Here is a 21432-nt window from a genome sequence, read left to right on the forward strand (position 1 = left end):
CTCACGCCTGACGCACGAAGGAGTGCATCCACATGGCGAACGACACGTCCCCCGGCGGGGGAACCGCCACGGTGCCCGACCCCGGGGCCACGGGCTTCGACGAGCGCCGATCGGAGTCACCGCTCCAGCGCATCCAGCACGTCCTGCACGCCAACCCGATCCTCGGGCCCCTCGCCGTGCTGGTGCTGGCGATCATCGTGTTCTCGATCGTCAGCGGCCGGTTCCTCTCGGCGGCGAACCTCGGGCTCGTGCTCGCCCAGGTCACCGTCATCGCGGTGCTGGCGCTGGGTCAGACCCTGATCATCCTCACCGCGGGCATCGACCTGTCGGCCGGCGCGATCGCGGTGTTCTCCTCGATCCTGATGGCGAACCTCGCGACGGACCTCGGCGTGCCCGGGGCGCTCGCGCTGGTCATCGGTCTCGTGCTGGGCACGGCGATGGGCGCGATCAACGGGCTGCTGGTCACCCGGCTCGGGCTCCCGCCGTTCATCGTCACCCTCGGCACGCTGAGCATCTTCTTCTCGCTCAACTCCGTGGTGTCCCGCAGCGAGACCGTGCGCGGCTCGGACATGCCGTCGATCATGACGTGGACCGGCACCACCTTCAGCCTCGGCGGCTTCCGGATCACCTACGGCTCGATCATCATGCTGCTGCTCTTCGCCGTGTTCTGGTACGCGCTGTCCAACACCGCGTGGGGCAAGCACGTGTACGCCACCGGCGACGACATCGAGGCCGCGCGCCTGGCCGGCATCCGCACCGGGCACGTGCTGTTCTCCGTCTACACGGTGGCCGGGCTGCTCTACGCGATCGGCGCCTGGGTCCTCATGGGGCGGCTCGCCTCGGCCAGCCCGAACGTCGGGGTCGAGTACAACCTCGACTCCATCACGGCCGTCGTGCTCGGCGGTACCAGCCTGTTCGGCGGACGCGGCCTGGTGCTCGGCACGCTCGTCGGTGCGCTCATCGTCGGGGTCTTCCGCAACGGCCTGCAGCTCGGCGGGGTCGACGTCGTCTGGCAGGGGTGCGCGATCGGCCTGCTCGTACTCGTCGCGGTCTCCATCGACCAGTGGATCAGGAAGGTGCGCGCATGACCGCCGAGACGAGTGCGGAGGCGGGGTCGCAGAAGAGCCCGGTGCGCGAGCCGGTGCTGCAGGCGAAGGGCCTGGTGAAGCGGTACGGCATGGTCACGGCCATCGCCAGCGGCGACCTCGAGCTCTACCCCGGTGAGATCCTCGCCGTGATCGGCGACAACGGCGCGGGCAAGACGAGCCTGATCAAGGCGCTGTGCGGGGCGATCATCCCCGACAGCGGCGAGATCCTGCTCGACGGCAAGCAGGTGCACTTCAAGAACCCGATGGACGCCCGCCGGGCCGGGATCGAGACCGTCTACCAGTCGCTGGCCGTGGCACCGGGCCTCGACATCGCCGACAACCTCTTCCTCGGCCGGGAGGTGCGCAAGCCCGGTGTCCTCGGCTCGGTGTTCCGGATGCTCGACCGCAAGCGCATGAAGGACGAGGCCAGCCGGCACATGAGCGAGCTGGGGATCGCCACCCTGCAGAACATCGGGCAGGCCGTGGAGAGCCTGTCGGGCGGCCAGCGCCAAGGCGTGGCCGTGGCCCGGTCGGCCGCGTTCGGGAGCAAGGTGATGATCCTGGACGAGCCGACCGCGGCGCTCGGCGTGAAGGAGAGCAACCGGGTGCTGCAGCTCATCCGGGACGTCCGCGACCGCGGCCTGCCGGTGATCCTCATCAGCCACAACATGCCGCACGTCTTCGACATCGCCGACCGGATCCACATCCAGCGGCTCGGGCGGCGCGCCGCGGTGATCACCCCGCAGTCCCACACGATGTCGGACGCGGTCGCGATCATGACGGGGGCCACGGAGGCGCCGCCGCCCGTGGCCTGAGGCCCCGTGCGCGGACACGAGCTCCCGCACCCGCGTCCGCGCACAGGGGTCAGTCGTAGATGCCCGTGACCCACCACCTCCCTTCCCGGGCGAGCAGCAGCAGCGCCACGCCGCCGTCCACGGCGACCTGGAGCCTGCTGCTCGACCCCTCGCCCACCCACCACCGCTGGTGCAACGGCCAGGGACCCGCCCAGCCCTGCACCATCTGCGGGTTCCCGTCGTCCACCACGAGGTGGTGGGGAGGCGCGGACAGCAGGTCGGGCGCGGTGAGCCGCACCGGGACCCCCGTGGCGTCGACCAGCTCTGCGGGGAGCGGCTGCGGGGGCACCGTCGCCGGGGACGGCGCGGGCAGCCGCCCCGGCCAGGACGGCGGTGGGTCGGGCACCGCGGGACGACCGGTGGGGCGACGCGGGACGGGGACCCGGCGCCACCGGTTCGTGGAGGGTGCCGTCCCCCCGTTCCCGTCCGCGGCGGCCACCTCGGCGGCGGACACCCGCCCGGTCTCCTGCACCACGTCCTCCGGCCACCCCGCAGGCGCCGCGGAACGCCAGGCTGCGGCCGCCTCGGGTGCCGGATCCACGGGAGCAGCACCGCCCGCTCCACGCACCGGCTCCGCCCGGCCCGCAGGACCCGGCGCAGCCGCCGCGGGCCCGGTCCCCTGGCCGGTCACCCCCGGCTCCTGCCCCGCGTCGCCCGCCGGGGTCCGGGCCGCGGGAGCCGTCGCCGTCCCGGGCGTCCAGAGCTCCGACCACACCTCGCCGGTGGCCACGGCCGGCGACACCGCCGGTCCGGAGTCGAGCGCCCGGTCGTCACCCCACGGCACCAGCCGGATCTGCTCGGCGGGATCCCGCCCACCCACCAGCACCCCGGTGAACACCGACTCCGGACCGAGGAGCGCCTGCACCCGCACCAGCGCCCGGCCCGCCCGCTCGTCGGCCTCACCGACCTCACCCCACAACCCGAGCTGCAGTGCCCCCGCCCCGACCGTCTCCTCCGGGACCAGCCACAGCCGCGACACCGCGCCCGGCCCGTCGGCTGCGGCGGCCGTGGCCCGCGAGCGGGTGAGCCAGGCGTCGAGCTGCCAGCGCACCCGGTCGACGGTGCCGGCGGGGGTGAGCGGCTCGGCGCAGCGCCAGATCCGGTGCAGCTCCTCCCCGGCCACCGTGCGGGCGGCGACGCCCAACCGGGTGCAGGAGAGCCCGTGGCCGGCCAGCGTGCGGTGCAGCCGCTCCGCCAGCCCGCGGGCCGCGAAGGCGGCGGCGTCGACGCGGTCGACGGGTGGGTCCAGCTCGATCTCCACGGTGAGCTCCTCCGGCGGCCTGCGCCGCACGGGTGGCCGGGGGTCGAGGCCACGGGCGAGCCGGTGGCAGAGCACGGCGTCGGCGCCGAACCGGGAGGCGACGTCCTCGGCGTCGAGCGCCGCGAGAGCTCCTAGGCTGCGCAGCCCCAACCGCAGCAGCAGCCCGACCAGTTCGGAGCGGTCGATGTCGGGCTCGCGGTCCAGTTCCTCCACGCCGAGCGGCGCGAGGAACGCGGGAGTGTCGCCGGGCGCGACGGCCAGGCCGCGGCGCGCCGCGAGCACCGCGGCGAACAACCCGTCGGCCACGCCCACCTGGCACTCCACGCCCGTGCGGGCGGCGACCTGGTCGACCAGCTTCTCCGCGGCCGCCTGCTCACCCCCGAACCAGCCGACGGGGCCCTGCGCCGCCAATGCCACCAGCCCCGGCCGCACCACCTCCACCCCCGGCGCGAGCTCCTCGACCGCGGCCACGACCGGCTCGAAGGCACGGGCGTCGCGATCGGGGTCGCGGTCGAGCACCACCAGCTCGGGGCACCGGGCCTGCGCCTCCCGCCTGCGCAGGCCACGGCGCACGCCGTGGGCACGGGCGACCGCCGAGCAGGCCAGCACCCGGTTGGCCACGACCACCGCGACCGGCCGGTGCGGAGGGACGTGGGCGGCCATGGCCGCGGCCGTGACCGGCCAGTCGGGCGACCACAGCGCGAGCACCCGCGTGACAGGCCCGCTCACGGCAGTGCCCCGGCGGCCCCCGGCGCAGCCACTTCGCCCCGGCGCCCCTCCCTCGTCATCCCGCCACCCGGTCGCCGAGGGGAGCGCCGACCGGCTGCTCCGCGGCGCTCTCCGTGACACCCGCCACCGCGCTCCCCGGTGCCGGCAGCAGCAACCGCGCCGCGCGTCCCGCCGGTGCGACCCCGCGGCCCCGCAGCTGCACCCGGACCCGGCGGGAACACAACCGCCCGGCCCCGGCCTCCAGCCCCTGCCACCGGGTGTCGGCGCAGCTCAGCTCCACATCCGCGCCCGGCCACTGGCCGAGAGCCAGCAGCACGGCACCCCGCTGCCGGGCCCTGGCCGCCAGCCGTTGCCGGTCGGCGGCACGCACCCCGGCCCGCGCGGCTCCCGAGACCACGACGAGATCCATCCCGTCCAGCAGCGCGACCGTGACCGCCATCAGGTCGGCGCCCGGATGAGGGACCAGCGCCAGCCGCTCCAGCCGCACCCCGGCCTCGGCGGCGGCCAGCAGCCCGAGCCCCGGCCTGCCGACCACTCCCACCCACGCGCCACCGGCCGACGCCTCGGCGAGCAACGCGAGCAGCAGCGAGGTGGCGCCCGGAACGGCCGGGAGCGCGACCGTGGTCCCCCGGCGCAACCCACCTGCCGGCAGGAACCGGGCCAACGGTTCGACCACCGGCAGCACGCCGTCCTCCACCTCGGCGGCGGACACCGGCCGCGCGCCTCCCGAACGCCCCTCCATGCGCCGGAGGAGCCCTCTGGCCAGCTCCAACCGGCTCCCCGGATCCACCGGTAGGCCCTGCGCCGCCGTGGCAGCCACCGCATCACGCACCCATGCCTCCCCAGACGCCCACGCCGCGGGGAAGGTCGGCGATCATCGAACGTACGTTCGAAGTCTAGTCGTTCCCGCTGGTCACGCCAACGCTTCCGCCGCCGCATCACCCGATGGCACGACACCCCCCGCGAGTCGCCCCGTTCCCACCCGCGAGTCGCCCGGTTCGGCCCCGCGAGTCGCACGATTCCGCCCCGCGAGTCGCCCCGTTCCCGCGCGCGAGTCGCCCGGTTCGGCCCGCGAGTCGCCCGATTCCCGCGCGCGAGTCGCCCGGTTTCGGCCCGCGAGTCGCCCGATTCCCGCGCGCGAGTCGCCCGGTTTCGGCCCGCGAGTCGCCCGGTTCGGCCCCGCGAGTCGCCCAATTCGCGTGCGCGAGTCGCCCCCACTCAGCTCGCGTTCCCTCCGCACGATCAACCTCGGAAAACGGCTGGCGCCGCCCGCTAACGTCGTCACCGTGGGATGCACCTACTACCGGCTGCGCCGCCCCTCCCGGACGCCGCGCCGCTGATCCTCCGCCCCTCCCGGGGCCGCACCGCCGCGCGCCGTCCGATCCGGATCCCCCATCCCGATCGACGCGAAGCGCAGGTCACCCATGTCCTCGTCCATCCCGCACCGTTCCACCGGCGGCCGCCACGAGCTCGGCCAGAACTTCCTCTCCGACCGGCGCGTCGCCGCCCGCATCGCGGGCCTGGTGCCGCCCGGGGCGGTCCTGGAGCTCGGCGCCGGCGACGGCGCCCTGACCCGGCAGCTTGCCGCCCGGCCCGGCTCGGTCACCGCCGTCGAGCTGGACCCGATGCGGGTCGCAGAGCTGCGGCGCGCGCTCGGCCACCGAGTCCGCGTGCTGCACGAGGACATGCTGCGGTTCCGGCTCGCCGGCGACCACCACGTCGTCTCGAACGTGCCCTTCGGCATCACCACACCGGTGCTGCGCCACCTCCTCGCGCAGCAGGGGTGGGGAACCGCGGTGCTGTTGCTGCAGTGGGAGGTCGCGCGGAAACGGGCCGCGGTCGGCGGGACGACGCTGCTCACGGCGAGCTGGTGGCCGTGGTACGAGTTCGCGCTGGCCGAGCGGGTGCCGGCAGCCGCGTTCCGGCCCCGGCCCGGAGTGGACGGTGGCGTGCTCGTCGTCACCCGGCGGGAGCGCGAGCTGGTCGGTCGGGCGGACCGGGTCCGGTACCAGCAACTGGTCCGGGCAGCGTTCGGCGGAGACCGCCTGGTCACCACCCTGCGGCGGTCACACCCCGGGATCCGGGCCTGGTTGACGGCGCAGGGGCTGAGCGGATCGGTGCGGGCGCGGGATCTGGCAGCGCAGCACTGGGCGTCGCTCTTCCGGAGCACGCCGCGCCCTCACCCGGGCGCCCGACCGGCCCGTCCCCACGAGACGAGGACGCACCGGTAGGGCGACTCGCGCACGCGAACCGGGCGACTCGCCGGCCGAACCCGGGCGACTCGCGCGCACGAACCGGGCGACTCGCGGGGCGGAATCGGGCGACTCGCGGGGCGGGGCGGGCGGGGCGGGTCAGTGGGCGAAGTGGCGGGTGCCCGTCAGGTACAGGGGGACGCCCGCGGCGGCAGCTGCGGCGGTCACCACGTCGTCGCGCACCGAACCACCCGGCTGCACGACCGCGCGGACGCCGGCGTCGAGCAGCACCTGCAACCCGTCGGGGAACGGGAAGAACGCGTCGGACGCCGCCACGGAGCCGCGGGCCCGGTCGCCGGCCCTGGCGACCGCGAGCCGGGCCGCGTCGACCCGGTTGACCTGGCCCATCCCGACCCCGACGGCAGCGCCGCTCGAGGCCAGGAGGATCGCGTTGGACTTCACCGCGCGGCAGGTGCGCCAGGCGAACGCCAGGTCGGCCAGCACGTCGGCGGGCACGGGGTCGCCGGTGGCCAGCTGCCAGGAGGTGGGGTCGTCGCCGGGGGCGTCGATGGTGTCGCGCTGCTGCAGGAGCACGCCACCGGAGATCGCACGCATCTCGGCTCCGGCCCGCTGCAGCTCCGACGGCATCCGCAGCACGCGGATGTTCTTCTTGCGGGTGAGCACCTCGAGCGCGCCGTCGGCGTAGGACGGGGCCAGCACGACCTCGGTGAACACCTCGGCGACCTGCTCGGCCATCTCCACGCTCACCTCGCGGTTGACCGCGATCACGCCGCCGTAGGCGCTGACCGGGTCGGTGGCGTGGGCCTTGCGGTGGGCATCGGCGATGTCGGTGCCGACGGCGATACCGCACGGGTTGGCGTGCTTGATGATCGCGACGCACGGGGCGTCGTGGTCGTGTGCCGCGCGCCAGGCGGCGTCGGCATCGGTGTAGTTGTTGTAGGACATCTCCTTGCCGTGCAGCTGCTCGGCTTCGGCGAGGCCGGGCCGCCCCGAGACGTACAGCGCGGCCGCCTGGTGCGGGTTCTCGCCGTAACGCAGGGTCGTGGCGCGCTCCCACGAGGCGCCCACCCACGACGGGAAGGCCTCGCCGCCGGGGTCGGGGGCGAGCACATCACCCATCCAGGACGCCACGGCGATGTCGTAGGTGGCGGTGTGCCGGAACGCTGCCACGGCGAGCAGCCGGCGGTCGGCGAGCTCGAACCCGCCGTTCTTCACCTGCTCGAGCACCCAGTCGTAGCGGGCCGGCTCGACGACGACGGCCATGCTGTCGTGGTTCTTCGCCGACGCGCGGACCATCGCCGGGCCCCCGATGTCGATCTGCTCCACGCACTCGGCGGGCGAGGCGCCGGAGGCGACCGTCTCGGTGAACGGGTAGAGGTTGGACACCAGCAGGTCGAACGGGGCGATCCCGAGCTCCCGCAGCTGCTCGACGTGCTCCGGACGCCGCGTGTCGGCGAGCAGCCCGGCGTGCACGCGCGGGTGCAGCGTCTTGACGCGGCCGTCGAGGCACTCGGGGAAGCCGGTGAGCTCCTCGACGGGTGTGACGGGCACGCCGGCCTCGGCGATGCGCTGCGCGGTGGAGCCGGTGGACACGATCTCGACACCGAGGCCGTGCAGGCCGGTGGCCAGGTCCGTCAGCCCCGTCTTGTCGTAGACGCTGATCAGTGCGCGTCGTACGGGACGGCGCGCCGGGGTCTCGGCGGAGCTCACGGGATGGTCACCTCTCGTCCGGTCACGGTGGCTCCCTGCCGGGCCAGCGCGGCGACGGTGCCCACGAGCAACCGCCGCTCCTCGATCTTGATGCGTTCGTGCAGCGACTCGACGCTGTCGCCCGGTTCGACGGGCACCGCGCTCTGGGCCAGCACCGGGCCCGTGTCCACGCCGTGGTCGACGAGGTGCAGGGTGGCTCCGGTGACCTTGACGCCGTACGCGAGCGCGTCGGCGACTCCCCGGATCCCGGGGAAGGCGGGCAGCAGCGCGGGATGAGTGTTGATCATCGGGCTTCCGACGCCGCTCAGGAAACCCGGTCCGAGGATCTTCATGAACCCCGCGCTGACCACGAGATCGGGACGGTGCTCGGCCACCGCCTTGGTGAACGCGTCGTCCCATGCGGTGCGGTCGGGGTGGTCGGTCACCCGCTCCACGAAGGTGGGGATGCCGGCGCGCTCGGCGCGGGCCAGTCCCTCGATGTCGCCGCGGTCGGCTCCCACGGCGACGACGCGGGCCGGGTAGTCGGCCCCGGCCGTGGCGTCGAGCAGCGCCTGCAGCAGCGTGCCGGAACCGGAGACCAGGACGACCAGCCTGGCTGGAACAGGGAGATCCACCCGGTAGGTACGACTCGGCGACGCGGGCAAGCGGGGACTCCTCGACTCGGCGGATGACCCCACCAGCGTAGGCCGCGGCGCAGGTCACACCGCCCCCGGCGCCCACCTCCCCCCGCGACGCCGGACGGCCGAGCCGCGATCGTCGGCCACGCGTCCCTTGCAGATATTACGCAAATCCGTAATATCGGACGAATGGAGCGGGTCCGGGCAGGGCAGGCATCACCCACCCGGCGCGGCGCGACGGCCGGGGTGGCCGCCGTGAGCATCGTGCTCGCCCTCACCGTCGGGCTGCTGGCCCGGCCTGCTCCGAGCCGGCTCCCCGCCGGCCACGTCGGGGACGCTGCGCTCGCCGCACTGGCCCGGGAGGTGGTCGGCGAGGACCGGCCCGCCCTCGCCGTCGCGGTCGTCACCGCGGGGGAGGTCCGGACCGCGGCGGTCGGCGCAGGTCTCGAGGATCGCTTCGAGATCGGCTCGGTCAGCAAAGGCCTCACGGGTCTGCTGTTCGAGGACATGATCGAGAGCGGTGAAGTCTCCCCCGAGACCCGCGTCGGAGATCTCGTCACTCTCGACGGGCCGGTCGCGGAGGTGACCCTCGCGCAGCTTGCGACCCACGCGTCCGGCCTCCCGCCGCAACCCTCGACCGCCGGTCAGTTCGTCGACAACGTCTGGAGCTCACTCACCGCGGGCAACCCCTACGACGGGACGGTCGCGCAGCGGCTCGCCGACCTCGGCGGGACCGAACTCGGCGCCCCGCCCGGTACCTATTCCAACGTCGCCTTCGAACTGCTGGGCGCCGCGCTCGCCGGGGCGGCCGGGACTCCTTTCCCCCGGCTGCTGGCCGAGAGGGTGCTCACACCCATCGGCATGAGTGACACGAGCGTGCCCGTCTCACCGGCCGACCTGGGCCCCCGTGACCTGCGCGGTGAGACCGCCGGGGGGCGCCTGGCGGACCCGTGGGTCGGCGAGGCGGTCGGGCCGGCGGGCGGCCTGCGCGCGAACGTGTCCGACATGGCCATCCTCGCTCGCGCGCTGGTCGTCGGCGCGGCTCCCGGCATCGGCGCGCTCTCTCCCCGTGGCGTACTCGACGAGGATCGGATCGGCTGGGCCTGGATCACCACCGTGGTGCCAGGAAGCGAGCGGTCCGTCGTCTGGCACAACGGCGGCACCGGCGGGTTCACGTCCTTCATCGGGATCGACCGTGCGGCGGGCACGGCCGTCGTGCTGCTGTCCGCCGTCGGGGAGCCACCGGGACGGGCGACGACGGCGGGGTTCGCTCTGCTCGAGCGCATCGGGGGTGCCGCGTGAGCCAGCTGGTGGGGATCGTGGTCTGGTCGGCGTCGGCGTGGTACGTCGGCGCGCAGGTCCTGCGAGCGTGGTCGCGGGGTACGTACGCGGCCCCCGACCGGTTGGTGCTCATCAGCTCGACCGTCGACGCCGTCGTGATCCTGGCGGTCGTACGCGCGGTGGTGCCGCCGCCCGGCCTGCTGTCCTGGGCGTGGGTGGCAGCCACAGCCGCCGTCGGTGTCGGGATCGCCGGGGCGGTCCTGCGCTGGCCCGCGCTCGGCTGGGCCGTCCCCGGCACCGACGGCCGTCCCGCGCGACGGGTCCGGGACCCGAGACGCCGGGCGTTCCTCGGCGCCGCCTACGCCGGGGTCGGTCTGTGCCTGGTCGTCGTGCTCGCCTGACCGGGACGGACGGGCGCTGCGCCTCGGCTGTCTCCGGGTCAGCGCTCCTCGGACCGACGCGTCCCGGTGTCGCGGGGCCGGCGCTGCGAACCGGTCCGTCCGGCCTCGGGCCCCGCGCCGTCCCCTTCCGCCGCCGCCCGCCGCGCCGCCTCCCGCTCGCGCTGGGCCACCAGCTCGCCGACGGTGCGTGGGCCCCGCTGCTCCGGGACCACCCGGCCGCGAACGGTGCCGTCGGGCGCGGCGGCCTGGGCGCGAGCCGCCGGTTCCGTGCGTTCCCGCTTGCCCCACCAGCGCTTCTTCTCGGCCCGCTCGGCAGCCTCGCGGGCGGCCTGCCCGGCTCCCGCCCGTGGCTGGTCGGACAGCTCCCGCCCCCGGTCGCGCTCGGTCCGCTTCGGGGTTGCCCGGCGGGGGGCGCTGCGCTGGGGCGGCACGCGGCGCGGGCCCACCCGCTGGGGCAGGGCCCGCCCGGTGCCGGGGTGCTCGTCAGGAGACGTGGCCGGTCGGGCGTCGGCGCTCCGGCTGCCGGAGCGCCGGTGGTCCTCGCCGTCGGGCCGGTCCCCGTCGCTCGCCGCTTCATCGTCCACCGCTCCCTCGGCCGCTCCCTGGTCCGACGCCTCGGTGGTCGGTGCCGGCGTCGCCGGGTCCTCGTCCGGCCGGTCCTCGCTGCGCTGTTCGGCCCGGTCCTGGTCACCGGCATCGGGATCGGGATCGGCGGTCGGGATGTCGCCGCTCGCCTCGTCCGCGGAGGCGTCGTCCTCCCCGCGGACGGGCGCAGTGCCCTCGGCCATGGTGCAAGCCGGTACCGCGGCTTCGGCCTCGGCCGCCCCGGCATCCTCTTCCCGGCGGAGCCGGACGAACACCACGACCACCATCGGCACGCCGACCCACAGCAGAACGGCGGGCACCACCAGCCCGGACAGCCGTACCGGGTCGAACGGCCCGGATCCCAGCCGTCCCCCGGCCAGCCACGCGAGCAGCCCGACGGCGACGGCCGTGAGGACCCCGGTTGCGGCGACCGCGCGCAGCCGCGCCGCGGCACCGGTGGCGGCCAGGCAGGCACGCCCGGCCAGCACCCCGACGGCAATGGGCAACAAGAACACCACAGCAGCCCACACCGGGGGCGCGGACGTCGGCAGCGCAGCCAGGAGCGGGAAGCTCGAACGCTCCCCCGCGGAGGCGGCAAGCGGGGTGGCCACGCCGGTACCGACCGCGATACCGGGGCCGAGTGCCCAGCTCAACGAGGCGATGACCGCGTTGGGGAGATACGCGAGCGCGAGCAGCGTGACGCCGAGGCCGGCCCCGAAGTCGGGGGCGAGCTCCTCGTAGGCCGCCGCGACGTCCGCCACCCCCAGTGCCAGGCCCACCAGCAGGACCACGGACCCGACGAGCACGAGCCCGGTGACCGCCATCGCGGTGGCGCGCAGGGTGGGGCGGAACCAGCCGGGGAAGCGTCCGAGCCATCCCGACGGCCATCCACAGGCCCGCAGCACGCCGACCGTCGCAGCCACTCCCGCGACGAGGCCGCCGCCGACCATCGCGGACCACGGGGTCACGACCACCTCCGCCGCCCGCGGCAGCAGCGCGCTGCCCAGCACGGCGACGGAGGCGTGGGCACCCGCGATGCTGGCCACCACCGCTCCGGCCTCGGCGCGGGCCCGGCACTCGAGCCTGCGCACCGCCCATCCGGAACCGAGAACGACGACTCCGGCGACCGCGATCGTCGGCAGCAGCGGCAGCACGCTCAGCGGCTGGCCACCCAACGCGAGCGGGATCTGGTGCGCGGCCAGCCACAGCGGGATCGCGGCGGCGAACGCACCGTCGATCGAGATGCCGCCGCCCCCGGTCGCGATGACGAGGACCGCAGCGGGCACGAGCAGCGCATAGCTGACGATGACCGTGCCCATGGCACCGGCCAGCAGCAGTCGCAGGCGGTCCAGGCCCACGACGGCGCCCGTGTCCGACGGGTCGTCGGAGCCGTCCGGATCGGGGTCGGTGTCGGGGCCGGCGAGAGTGCGGGTCACGGCCTCAGGGTCTCAGCGCGGAGCCCCACGACGGGTCAGGCACGCCGGGCGCTGTCGTGCGACAGGCGATGCGGCCGAAAGCCCGGCCGCGGTGACGCAGTGCGACCGCCGTGGCCGGGTGCCGTCAGTTCTGCGACCGGTCGCCGGGCTGGATGAACCTGGTCTGCTCGCCGCCGCCACCACCGCGACCCTCGTCCGGGTTCTGGGGGGTGTCGCGCTGCTCGTGACGGCCCTCGACCGACTCCTGCCAGCCGGGCTGGGCCGGGGCGGCCTCACCCTGCGGGTACGCCGCCGTGACGTCGGAAGCCCCGGGGGCGCCGGACGCGAGCGGGGTGCCGGGGGACGGGGTGTCGGCGGTGGCGTCGGCCGGGGCGCCGCCGTACCAGTTGGGAGCCGCTGCGGGACGGGCACCGGGGTCGGGCTGGCCGGGAGCGCCCTGCTGACCCCAACCGCCCTGGGCAGGGGGCTGGCCGTAAGCGGGCTGGCCGCCGTAACCCTGCTGCCCGTACCCGGGCTGCTGGGCCCCGTAGGGCGCCTGCTGGCCGTAGCCGGGCTGGCCGCCGTAACCCTGCTGCCCGTAACCGCCCTGGCCCGGTCCGTACTGCTGGTACCCACCCTGCTGCTGGGGGTAGCCCTGCGGCGGGTACTGGCCTCCGTAGCCCTGCTGCGGGTGGCCCTGCGCGGGCCGCGAGCGGGGCGTCGGCGCCTTGACGAGCCCGGCGTCGAGCAGCACCGCACCGATGACGGCCACGGCCTCCAGGAACGCGAGCACCAGGGCGACCACCACGGTGGTGGACGGCACGCCGAGGGTGACCAGCTGGAGGAGCAGCAAGGTGCCGGTGGTGACCACGACAGCGGCGGGCACCAGCACGCGTCCGGCCTTCGGCAGCAGCGCCGCACCGGCCAGGAGCCCACCGCCCACCAGCAGCGGCGCGACGATCGACGAGGCGAAGCCGCCCAGGTTGTCGAAGAAGCCCAGGAGGTAGATCACCAGGGCCAGACCGGCCGCGACGAGCGTCAGCAGCCGCGCCGGGCCGGGGGCGAGGGGCGCGTCGGCAGCACCCGTCCGGTTGGGCTGCTCGGCGCCTGACGCCGAGGCCTCCGTCGGGGACGACCCCGTGACCGGTGGCGTGGACGACCCCGACGGCGACGAGGCGCCGTGGGCCGGTGTCGCCCCTGGTGTCCCGGGCTGCTGACTCATGAACGAACTCCCTCGGTGCGGACTCCGCGGTCCGTTGCAGGCGGTCTCAGAACGCTAACCCATAGCGGCGGTGGGTGTGTGCCCGGGAGAACCGGGTTCCCTCCGCAGTCGGGGAAGCCACGCTCCGGCCCGGTGAGGGCGGAACGTGGCTTCCCCGCGGAGGTGCGGTACTAGCCGGCGGTGATGAGCTCGCGCATCAGGTCGGCGGTCTCGCTGGGGGTCTTGCCGACCTTGACCCCGGCGGCCTCGAGGGCTTCCTTCTTGGCCTGGGCAGTGCCGGCGGAGCCGGAGACGATGGCTCCGGCGTGGCCCATGGTCTTGCCCTCGGGGGCGGTGAACCCGGCGACGTAGCCGACGACGGGCTTGGTGACGTTGGCCTTGATGAACTCCGCGGCGCGTTCCTCGGCGTCGCCGCCGATCTCGCCGATCATCACGATCGCGGTGGTGTCGGGGTCGGCCTCGAACGCGGCCAGTGCGTCGATGTGGGTGGTTCCGATGACCGGGTCACCACCGATTCCGATCGCGGTGGAGAACCCGATCTCGCGCAGTTCGTACATCATCTGGTAGGTCAGCGTGCCCGACTTCGACACCAGCCCGATCGGGCCCGCGCCGGCGATGTCGGCGGGGATGATGCCCGCGTTCGACTTGCCAGGGCTGATGATCCCGGGGCAGTTCGGACCGATGATCCTGGTCCGGTTCCCCTTCGCCACGGCGTGCGCCCAGAAGTAGGCGGAGTCGTGCACCGGGATGCCCTCGGTGATCACCACGGCGAGGGGGATCTCCGCGTCGATCGCCTCGATCACGGCGTCCTTGGCGAACTTCGGCGGCACGAACACGACGCTGACGTCGGCCCCGGTCTCCTTCATCGCCTCCTCGACGGTGCCGAAGACGGTGAGGTCCTTGCCCCCGATCGTCACCGTGGTGCCGGCCTTGCGGGCGTTCACCCCACCCACGATGTTGGTGCCTGCCGCGAGCATCTTCGCGGTGTGCTTGGTGCCCTCACCGCCGGTGATGCCCTGCACGATCACCCGGCTGTTCTCGTTCAGGAAAATCGCCATGACTCAGACCCCCGCAGCCGCAAGCTCGGCGGCCCGGTCGGCCGCGTTGTCCATCGTGTCCACCTGGGTGACCAGCGGGTGGTTCGCCTCGTCGAGGATCCGGCGGCCCTCGAGCACGTTGTTGCCGTCCAGCCGCACGACCAGCGGCTTCGTCGCGGCGTCACCGAGGATCTTCAGCGCCTCGACGATGCCGTTGGCCACCGCGTCGCACGCGGTGATCCCGCCGAAGACGTTGACGAACACGCTCTTCACCGCGGGGTCGCCCAGGATGACGTCCAAGCCGGCCGCCATGACCTCGGCCGAGGCGCCGCCGCCGATGTCGAGGAAGTTGGCCGGCTTCACGCCGCCGTGCTTCTCACCCGCGTACGCGACCACGTCGAGGGTCGACATGACCAGGCCCGCGCCGTTGCCGATGATGCCGACCTCGCCGTCGAGCTTGACGTAGTTGAGGTCCTTCGCCTTCGCCTTCGCCTCGAGCGGGTCCTCGGTGCGCTGGTCGACCAGGTCGGCGTGGCCGGGGTGGCGGAAGCCGGCGTTCTCGTCGAGCGTGACCTTGCCGTCCAGCGCGATGACCTTGTCCTGCGGGTCGCGCACGAGAGGGTTGACCTCAACGAGGGTGGCGTCCTCGGAGACGAAGGTCTCCCACAGCTTCACGATCACGTCGGCCGCCTCGTCGGCGACCGCCGCCGGGATCTTGCCCTGCGCCACGATCTCGGCCGCCTTGGCCTTGTCGACACCCGCGATCGCGTCCACCGGCACGCGCGCCAGCGCATCCGGACGCTCGACGGCGAGCTGCTCGATCTCCATGCCGCCCTCGGCCGAGCACATGGCGAGGAACGTGCGGTTGGACCGGTCCAGAAGGAAGGAGAAGTAGTACTCCTCCGCGATCTCGCTGGCCGCGGCGATCAGCACGCGGTGCACCGTGTGGCCCTTGATGTCCATGCCGAGGATCGCCTCGGCCCTCTCCTTCGTCTCCTCCGGAGTCTTCGCGAGCTTGACGCCGCCCGCCTTACCCCGGCCGCCGGTCTTCACCTGCGCCTTGACCACCACGGCGGTGCCGAGCTCGGCCGCGACCGCAGCCGCCTCGTCCGCCGTCTCCGCCGTCCGGCCCGGCAGCACCGGGACTCCGTGGGCGGCGAAGAGGTCCTTCGCCTGGTACTCGTACAGGTCCACTGGCTCTCCCTAAATCCCCACTGCGCCGTGCCGCTGCGGGCCTGGAGCCCGCGCCATCACCTGCCGACGCGACACTAGCGACGCCCCGCGTACCGGCCCTGAGCTGCCCCGGTGACCGCAGTCACGCCATCGGGCGTCCGGTTCGGCGCCGTTCATGACGATCCGGAACCGGCGCCATCTGCATCTGTCACCTACCGTCGACCCATGGCGCTCGTCCGGGCGGGACTGGGCCGCCTGGCCACGGTGGCCGCGGCGGCGCAGACGACCGCGATCGAAATCGGTCGAGCGGGCGCGTATGCCGCACGCACCTTCGGCGCCCCGGCAGGAGTCCGCGGCCTCGCCGTCGAGTGGGCGTGGCTGGCCGCCCACCTGGTGGTGTACCCGGCAGGTCTCCTGCGCGAGCAGCTCGCCGACTCCGGCGGCTACCGGACCGACTCGCTCCCGCCGGTGCGGCGCAGCCTCCTCGTCACCGACCTGGAAGCCGCCGGGACGCCGATCCTGCTGGTGCACGGGATCATGGACAACCGGTCGGTGTTCACCGTGTTCCGCAGGTCCCTGCGCAGGCGCGGCTTCGGCGCCGTGCACGCGGTGAACTACAGCCTCTTCACCGGCGACATCCGCACCGCGGCCCACCAGCTCGGGAGCCACGTGGAGCAACTGCGGGAGCGCACCGGCGCCGAGAAGGTGCACATCGTCGGGCACTCGCTGGGCGGCATGATCGCCCGGTACTACGTGCAGCGCATGGGCGGCGCGGCGGTCGTCGACACGCTCGTGACGCTGGGCAGCCCGCACGGCGGCACCCTCACGGCCCATCTGCTGCCGACCCCGCTGGCGCGCCAGCTCCGGCCGGGCTCGGACCTGATCGAGGAGCTCCGCAGGCCGGCGCCCCGCTGTGCCACCCGGTTCCTCGTCGTGTGGAGCCGCATGGACCAGATGGTCATCCCCCAGCGCAACGGCCGCCTGATACATCCGGACCTCGATGTCGAGGAGCTCGAACTACGTGACGTCGGTCACTTGTCCATGCCGATCGATCCTCGAGCGGTGCACTGGGTAGCCACGGCACTCGCCCGTTCGGACCACCGGCCTCACCCGTTGATCCGAGGTCAACGCCAACGACCGGCCCCGGACGACACGCTCGGTCACCCCGCCTCTCCGGCGTCCTGAGCGCCGCGGGATTCACCCGCGACACGCCGCGCCAGATTTGCCCGCTGACCACACCGGCGCTACGTTTCGCCCGTCCGGATCACAGGCCGGTCACGACAGCAGCGGTGGCGACCCCGATCGCCACTGCGGGTTTCCCCAGCCCGCGCGGTCAGGACCCGATGCGGACACCACCGGTTAGACGTCGAGAAGGGCAGGACTTGGCGCGCCACCGCTCCCCAAGCGGCGCCCAGGCGGACAACCCCGATCGCGCGACGCCCCAGCGTGTCGTCGCGGTCCCGAGCGGGCACCGCCTTCCGGCGCCACCCGCCGCACCGGTTCCGGCGCGATCTGCCGCACCGGTGCGCAGCCGGGTCACTGCGGCCGACCCCGGCCGTCCGGTGCCCGGGCGCGTCGTCGCGGTCCCCCATGGGCACCGCCTGCCGGCGCCGCCCACCGCATCGCTGCGCGGCCGGGCCACCGTCGCCGCGGTCGCCGCAGGCGCGGCGGTGGCGGCCGGGCAGACGCTCGTCTCGCCGCTGCTCGGTGGCGCAGACCTCGCGCCGCAGGCCATCGGCGCACTGGTCCCCGTCGCCGACGTCACCCACGCCCCCGCCGCCGGCCCCGCTGTCGACGCGATCGGTGGCGACCAGCTGCTGCCCGACCCGTTCGCACTCGGCGAGCTGGACCCCGCCTCGCAGGTCGACGTGCAGAACCTGGCGAAGGCCGTGGACCTGGGCCGCGAGCTGGCCCGCCAGGCGGCGATGATCGAGGCCGCGCTCGCCAACGGTGCCCCCGAGGCGCACCTGTACGGCGACTTCGCGTTCGTGCGCCCGACACTCGGTCGCCTCACCTCGGTCTTCGGCTCCCGCTGGGGGGTCTCCCACAACGGCATCGACATCGCCGGCCCGATCGGCACCCCGATCTACGCGCTCACCGACGGCGTGGTCGAGGAGGCGGGACCGGCCAGCGGCTTCGGCCTCTGGGTGGTGCTGCGCCACACCGACGGCTCGCAGAGCGTGTACGGCCACGTGAACCGCATGTTCGTGCACGTCGGCGAGAAGGTGAAGGCCGGCGAGGAGATCGCCGAGATGGGCAACCGCGGTTACTCCACCGGGCCCCACCTGCACTTCGAGATCTGGGACAGCGGCGGCACGAAGATCAACCCGATCCCGTGGCTGCGCAAGCGCGGCATCGACTTCTAGACCGGGTGCCACCGCACCCCGGGCGCCGGGCGCCCGGGGCCCGCGCTCACAGCTTCTGCAGCGGTACCCCTCCGATGAGCATCAGCCGCACGGTGCCCGCGCTACCGAAGTCGATCGTGACGGTGGCCCGCGCCCCGGCGCCGTCGGAGGCGATCACCGTGCCGAGGCCGTACTTGTCGTGGTTGACGCGGTCGCCGACATCGAGGCTGATGGTGGGGGCGAGCGAGCGCTGGGGCACGTTCCAGCTGCCCCGGTCGGTGGCGGCGGGACGACGACCGAACCCGAAACTGCCCACCGGCGCCGACCGCTCCGGCTCGGACCGGCGCCACTCGACCAGGTCGTCGGGGACCTCGGCGAGGAACCGGGACGCCGGGTTCGCGTTGGGCTGCCCGAACGTCGAACGGATCATCGCCCTGGTCAGGTACAGCCGCTCCTGCGCCCGCGTGATGCCGACGTAGGCCAGGCGCCGCTCCTCCGCGAGCTCGGCGGGGTCGCCCATGGCGCGCATGTGCGGGAACACCCCGTCCTCCCAGCCGGTGAGGAACACGACGGGGAACTCCAGGCCCTTGGCGGTGTGCAGGGTCATCAGCGTGACCATGCCCTCGTCGTTGTCCGGGATCGAGTCGGCGTCGGCCACCAGGGCGACCCGCTCGAGGAACGCGGCCAGCGAGCCGGGCGGAGGCGCGCCGACGGCCACGTCGGAGTCGTCGAGATCGGCCACGGCGGCGTCGCCCGCGAACTCCCGGGCGACGGTGACGAGCTCGGCGAGGTTCTCCAGCCGCGACCCGTCCTGCGGATCCTCGCTGGCCTCCAGCTCGGCCGTGTACCCCGTCTTCGCGTAGACGGCCTCCAGCAGCTCGGAGGTCTCCTCGCCGCGCTCCACCAGCTCGGCGAGGTCGTCGAGGATGCGCACGAACGCCGCGATGCAGCGCTGCGAGCGGGTGGCCAGACCGGGGACCCGTTCCGGCTGCTCGGCAGCGGTGCGCAGGGCGGCGGCGAACGAGATGCGCTCGCGGTCGGCGTAGGTGGCCACCAGCTCCTCGGCGCGGTCGCCGATCCCCCGCTTGGGCACGTTGAGGATGCGCCGGAGGCTGACCGTGTCCTCCGGGTTGGACAGCACGCGCAGGTAGGCCAGCGCGTCGCGGACCTCGCGGCGCTCGTAGAACCGCACCCCGCCGACGACCTTGTACGGCAGCCCCACCCGCAGGAACACGTCCTCGAACACCCGGGACTGGGAGTTTGTGCGGTAGAAGACGGCTACGTCGGAGTTGCGCACCTCGCCGGAGTCGACCAGCCGGTCGATCTCCTGGGCGACGAACGCGGCCTCGTCGTGCTCGTTGTCGGCGACGTAGCCGACGACCTTCTGCCCGTCACCCTGCTCCGACCACAGCCGCTTGTCGCGGCGGTCCGGGTTGCGCGCGATCACGGCGTTGGCGGCGGTGAGGATGCGCTGGGTGGAGCGGTAGTTCTGCTCCAGCAGGATCGTGCGGGCGTCCGGGTAGTCCTGCTCGAACTCGATGATGTTGCGGATGCTGGCGCCGCGGAACGCGTAGATCGACTGGTCGGAGTCGCCCACCACGCACAGCTCGGCGGGCGGCGCGCCCTCGGCGGCGGGCGCCACCAGCTCGCGCACCAGCGCGTACTGCGCGTGGTTGGTGTCCTGGTACTCGTCGACGAGCACGTGGCGGAAGCGGCGGCGGTAGTACTCCGCGACGGCGGGCAGGCGCTGCAGCAGCGCGACCGTCTCCATGATGAGGTCGTCGAAGTCGAACGCGTTGGCCGTGCGCAGCCGGGCCTGGTAGACGGCGTAGACCTCGGCGACCTTGCGCTCGTACTCGTTGGTGGCGCGCTCGGCGGCGTCCTGCGGGGCCAGCAGCTCGTTCTTGAGGTTGGAGATCTGCGCGGCCAGCCCGCGGGCGGCGAACTTCTTCGGGTCGAGCTCCAGGTCGCGCCCGACCAGCCCGACGAGCCTGCGGGTGTCGTCGGCGTCGTAGACGGAGAATGCGCTGCGCACACCCAGGTGCTGGGCCTCGCGGCGCAGGATCCGGACGCACATCGAGTGGAACGTGGACACCCACATCGCGTTGGCGCGGCGCCCGACCAGCGCGTCGACGCGCTCCTTCATCTCGGCGGCGGCCTTGTTGGTGAACGTGATCGACATGATCTCGCCGGGGTGTGCCCCGCGCTCGGCGAGCAACCAGGCGATGCGGTGGGTGAGCACCCGGGTCTTGCCCGAGCCCGCGCCCGCGACGATCAGCAGCGGGGACCCTTCGTGGACCACCGCCTCGCGCTGGCGCGGGTTGAGACCCTCCAGCAACGCCGCGCCGCGGGCGGTGCGGGGCTGGACGGTGCGGGCGGGTAGTTCGAACAGCGCGCTCATCGTGTTCGAAGAGTACCGGCGGCTTCTGACGGGGCCTGCTGTGGCACACTCGGAACGTGCGACTGAGCAGGCGATTTTTCTACGGGTACCGGACACCGGTGCCCGTGGCCTGCTGACCAGCCCCCACGACGCCCCGGAGTCCTCAGGACCCGGGGCGTTCTCGCGTCACGGGCCAGGGCTCCCGACCTGGAGGAGATCATGACCGTGACCACCGGCGACAACACCGCTCCCGCCGACGACGAGCCCGCCGACGACATCCCGGCCGAGGACGAGATCCAGGACCTGCGCGTCGAGATCGACCGTCTCGACGCCGAGATCCTCCGGCTGGTGCAACGGCGCACGCATGTCTCGCAGCGCATCGGCCGGGCCCGGATGGCCGCAGGTGGCCCGCGGATCGTCTACAACCGGGAGATGGCGGTGCTCGCCCGCTTCCGTGAGCTGGGTGCCGAGGGCCGCGAGCTCGGGATGCTGCTGCTGCGGCTGGGACGCGGCAGGCTCGGCGGTCGCTGAGTTCCCCCGGGTGCGAGTCCCCCTGTCGGATCCACCCCCTCGGTGGCGTTTCGTGGCACTGTTGACGACATGGGCACCGTGTTCGGGATCGTCGCAGCGGTTGTCGCTCTGGTCGGGCTCCTCGCCGCACTGGGACACGTCGGCTACCTCGCCATGCTCAACAACGCCGCCAAGAAGCGCGGGCTGTCCGGGGGCACCACCACCGACTACGTCAACAGCCGGTGGAAGGTCGCGGGCGGCACCGCGGGAGTCGCCCTCCTCGCCCTGCTGATGACGTCGTCGGACTCGGTGCCGATCGACCTGGTGGGGCTGCTGCTCGGCGGCGGGGCCGGCCTCTACGCGAAGCAGGCGCTCGACTCCACGCGGTCGCGTTTCCGCAGCCTGCCCTGATCGCCTGACGCGGTCCCCCGCTCGTCCGGTGACTAGTGCGGCGGCCACAAACGTCCACCGGGTTCCTCGCGCGCCCATGCGGCCCCTCGCTGCGTTGCCGCCCTGACGAATACCCCGGTATGAGCTGCGGTCGGCGCCTTGCGAGGAACCACCTGGATCCCGCGATCAACCCGGCAACGTTCGTGGCCACCGCACTAGAG

At 73.7% G+C, this 21432-nt stretch carries 18 protein-coding genes; 9 read left to right on the forward strand and 9 right to left on the reverse strand.

Features of this window, described 5'->3' with window-relative positions; genetic code table 11:
* Positions 1 to 32 precede the first annotated feature (32 nt).
* Positions 33 to 1088: an ABC transporter permease gene (locus ACQPZA_RS32310; protein ID WP_433275852.1), complete on the forward strand. Its 1056-nt coding sequence runs from the start codon at positions 33 to 35 to the stop codon at positions 1086 to 1088.
* 41 nt (positions 1089 to 1129) lie between these two features.
* Positions 1130 to 1903, forward strand: a complete 774-nt coding sequence (locus ACQPZA_RS32315; RefSeq protein WP_312859545.1) for an ATP-binding cassette domain-containing protein — start codon at positions 1130 to 1132, stop codon at positions 1901 to 1903.
* 49 nt (positions 1904 to 1952) lie between these two features.
* Here ACQPZA_RS32315 and ACQPZA_RS32320 read toward each other — a convergent pair whose 3' ends face one another.
* A complete protein-coding gene (locus tag ACQPZA_RS32320) occupies positions 1953 to 3866 on the reverse strand; it encodes a DNA polymerase Y family protein (protein ID WP_433283085.1) in 1914 nt (637 codons plus the stop codon).
* A gap of 121 nt (positions 3867 to 3987) precedes the next feature.
* Positions 3988 to 4764 carry a hypothetical protein gene (locus tag ACQPZA_RS32325; RefSeq protein WP_433275854.1) on the reverse strand — a complete coding sequence of 259 codons (777 nt, stop codon included), beginning with the start codon at positions 4762 to 4764 and terminating at the stop codon, positions 3988 to 3990.
* A 592-nt stretch (positions 4765 to 5356) separates the two neighbouring features.
* Between ACQPZA_RS32325 and erm the strand changes: the two genes are divergently transcribed.
* The gene (erm, locus tag ACQPZA_RS32330) at positions 5357 to 6163 is read left to right on the forward strand and encodes a 23S ribosomal RNA methyltransferase Erm (RefSeq protein WP_433275856.1); all 807 of its coding nucleotides are present in this window, start codon (positions 5357 to 5359) and stop codon (positions 6161 to 6163) included.
* A gap of 120 nt (positions 6164 to 6283) precedes the next feature.
* On the opposite strand, the gene purH is transcribed toward erm, so the two are convergent.
* Both purH and purN read right to left on the reverse strand, forming a co-directional pair.
* Positions 6284 to 7855: a bifunctional phosphoribosylaminoimidazolecarboxamide formyltransferase/IMP cyclohydrolase gene (purH, locus tag ACQPZA_RS32335; protein ID WP_433275858.1), complete on the reverse strand. Its 1572-nt coding sequence runs from the start codon at positions 7853 to 7855 to the stop codon at positions 6284 to 6286.
* On the reverse strand, positions 7852 to 8469 hold the full coding sequence (gene purN, locus ACQPZA_RS32340) for a phosphoribosylglycinamide formyltransferase (RefSeq protein WP_169399017.1): 618 nt from the start codon (positions 8467 to 8469) through the stop codon (positions 7852 to 7854). Before purN ends, purH begins: the two co-directional genes overlap by 4 nt.
* Positions 8470 to 8661: 192 nt before the next feature.
* Here purN and ACQPZA_RS32345 point away from each other — a divergent pair, with 192 nt between their 5' ends.
* Together ACQPZA_RS32345 and ACQPZA_RS32350 are read left to right on the forward strand one after the other, a co-directional pair.
* A complete protein-coding gene (locus ACQPZA_RS32345; protein ID WP_433275860.1) occupies positions 8662 to 9774 on the forward strand; it encodes a serine hydrolase domain-containing protein in 1113 nt (370 codons plus the stop codon).
* Complete coding sequence (locus ACQPZA_RS32350; RefSeq protein WP_433275862.1) at positions 9771 to 10154, forward strand: hypothetical protein; 384 nt, start codon at positions 9771 to 9773, stop codon at positions 10152 to 10154. The genes ACQPZA_RS32345 and ACQPZA_RS32350 overlap by 4 nt, the downstream gene beginning before the upstream one ends.
* A gap of 38 nt (positions 10155 to 10192) precedes the next feature.
* Here the strand turns inward: ACQPZA_RS32350 and ACQPZA_RS32355 are convergent, their stop codons facing one another.
* From ACQPZA_RS32355 to sucC, 4 genes are all read right to left on the reverse strand, one after another.
* Positions 10193 to 12175, reverse strand: coding sequence for a cell division protein PerM (locus ACQPZA_RS32355; protein WP_433275864.1), 1983 nt, complete (start codon positions 12173 to 12175; stop codon positions 10193 to 10195).
* Positions 12176 to 12299: 124 nt separating this feature from the next.
* Complete coding sequence (locus ACQPZA_RS32360) at positions 12300 to 13376, reverse strand: DUF5336 domain-containing protein (RefSeq protein WP_433275866.1); 1077 nt, start codon at positions 13374 to 13376, stop codon at positions 12300 to 12302.
* 170 nt (positions 13377 to 13546) lie between these two features.
* Positions 13547 to 14434, reverse strand: coding sequence for a succinate--CoA ligase subunit alpha (sucD, locus tag ACQPZA_RS32365; RefSeq protein ID WP_433275867.1), 888 nt, complete (start codon positions 14432 to 14434; stop codon positions 13547 to 13549).
* Positions 14435 to 14437: 3 nt separating this feature from the next.
* Positions 14438 to 15607 carry an ADP-forming succinate--CoA ligase subunit beta gene (gene sucC, locus ACQPZA_RS32370; protein WP_169399005.1) on the reverse strand — a complete coding sequence of 390 codons (1170 nt, stop codon included), beginning with the start codon at positions 15605 to 15607 and terminating at the stop codon, positions 14438 to 14440.
* A gap of 204 nt (positions 15608 to 15811) precedes the next feature.
* Between sucC and ACQPZA_RS32375 the strand changes: the two genes are divergently transcribed.
* Positions 15812 to 16771, forward strand: a complete 960-nt coding sequence (locus tag ACQPZA_RS32375; protein WP_169399006.1) for an esterase/lipase family protein — start codon at positions 15812 to 15814, stop codon at positions 16769 to 16771.
* Between the two features lie 338 nt (positions 16772 to 17109).
* A complete protein-coding gene (locus tag ACQPZA_RS32380; protein WP_312859423.1) occupies positions 17110 to 17952 on the forward strand; it encodes a M23 family metallopeptidase in 843 nt (280 codons plus the stop codon).
* A gap of 46 nt (positions 17953 to 17998) precedes the next feature.
* Here the strand turns inward: ACQPZA_RS32380 and pcrA are convergent, their stop codons facing one another.
* Positions 17999 to 20332, reverse strand: coding sequence for a DNA helicase PcrA (gene pcrA, locus ACQPZA_RS32385; RefSeq protein WP_169399007.1), 2334 nt, complete (start codon positions 20330 to 20332; stop codon positions 17999 to 18001).
* A 198-nt stretch (positions 20333 to 20530) separates the two neighbouring features.
* On the opposite strand from pcrA, the gene ACQPZA_RS32390 reads away from it, so the two are divergent.
* Together ACQPZA_RS32390 and ACQPZA_RS32395 are read left to right on the forward strand one after the other, a co-directional pair.
* Positions 20531 to 20842 (forward strand): chorismate mutase, encoded by a 312-nt coding sequence (locus ACQPZA_RS32390; RefSeq protein ID WP_169399008.1) that lies wholly within the window; start codon positions 20531 to 20533, stop codon positions 20840 to 20842.
* Positions 20843 to 20911: 69 nt separating this feature from the next.
* Complete coding sequence (locus tag ACQPZA_RS32395; protein ID WP_211174953.1) at positions 20912 to 21232, forward strand: hypothetical protein; 321 nt, start codon at positions 20912 to 20914, stop codon at positions 21230 to 21232.
* Positions 21233 to 21432: the final 200 nt, after the last annotated feature.

This window comes from Pseudonocardia xinjiangensis (assembly GCF_050948425.1).
Taxonomy (GTDB): Bacteria; Actinomycetota; Actinomycetes; order Mycobacteriales; family Pseudonocardiaceae; genus Pseudonocardia; species Pseudonocardia xinjiangensis.

Coding starts and splice junctions, on each gene's coding strand:
- ACQPZA_RS32310 (WP_433275852.1), top strand. CDS start 33: ATGGCGAACGACACGTCCCCCGGCGGGGGAACCGCCACGGTGCCCGAC.
- ACQPZA_RS32320 (WP_433283085.1), bottom strand. CDS start 3,866: ATGGCCGCCCACGTCCCTCCGCACCGGCCGGTCGCGGTGGTCGTGGCC.
- erm (WP_433275856.1), top strand. CDS start 5,357: ATGTCCTCGTCCATCCCGCACCGTTCCACCGGCGGCCGCCACGAGCTC.
- ACQPZA_RS32345 (WP_433275860.1), top strand. CDS start 8,662: ATGGAGCGGGTCCGGGCAGGGCAGGCATCACCCACCCGGCGCGGCGCG.
- ACQPZA_RS32360 (WP_433275866.1), bottom strand. CDS start 13,376: ATGAGTCAGCAGCCCGGGACACCAGGGGCGACACCGGCCCACGGCGCC.
- sucD (WP_433275867.1), bottom strand. CDS start 14,434: ATGGCGATTTTCCTGAACGAGAACAGCCGGGTGATCGTGCAGGGCATC.
- ACQPZA_RS32375 (WP_169399006.1), top strand. CDS start 15,812: ATGGCGCTCGTCCGGGCGGGACTGGGCCGCCTGGCCACGGTGGCCGCG.
- pcrA (WP_169399007.1), bottom strand. CDS start 20,332: ATGAGCGCGCTGTTCGAACTACCCGCCCGCACCGTCCAGCCCCGCACC.
- ACQPZA_RS32390 (WP_169399008.1), top strand. CDS start 20,531: ATGACCGTGACCACCGGCGACAACACCGCTCCCGCCGACGACGAGCCC.
- ACQPZA_RS32395 (WP_211174953.1), top strand. CDS start 20,912: ATGGGCACCGTGTTCGGGATCGTCGCAGCGGTTGTCGCTCTGGTCGGG.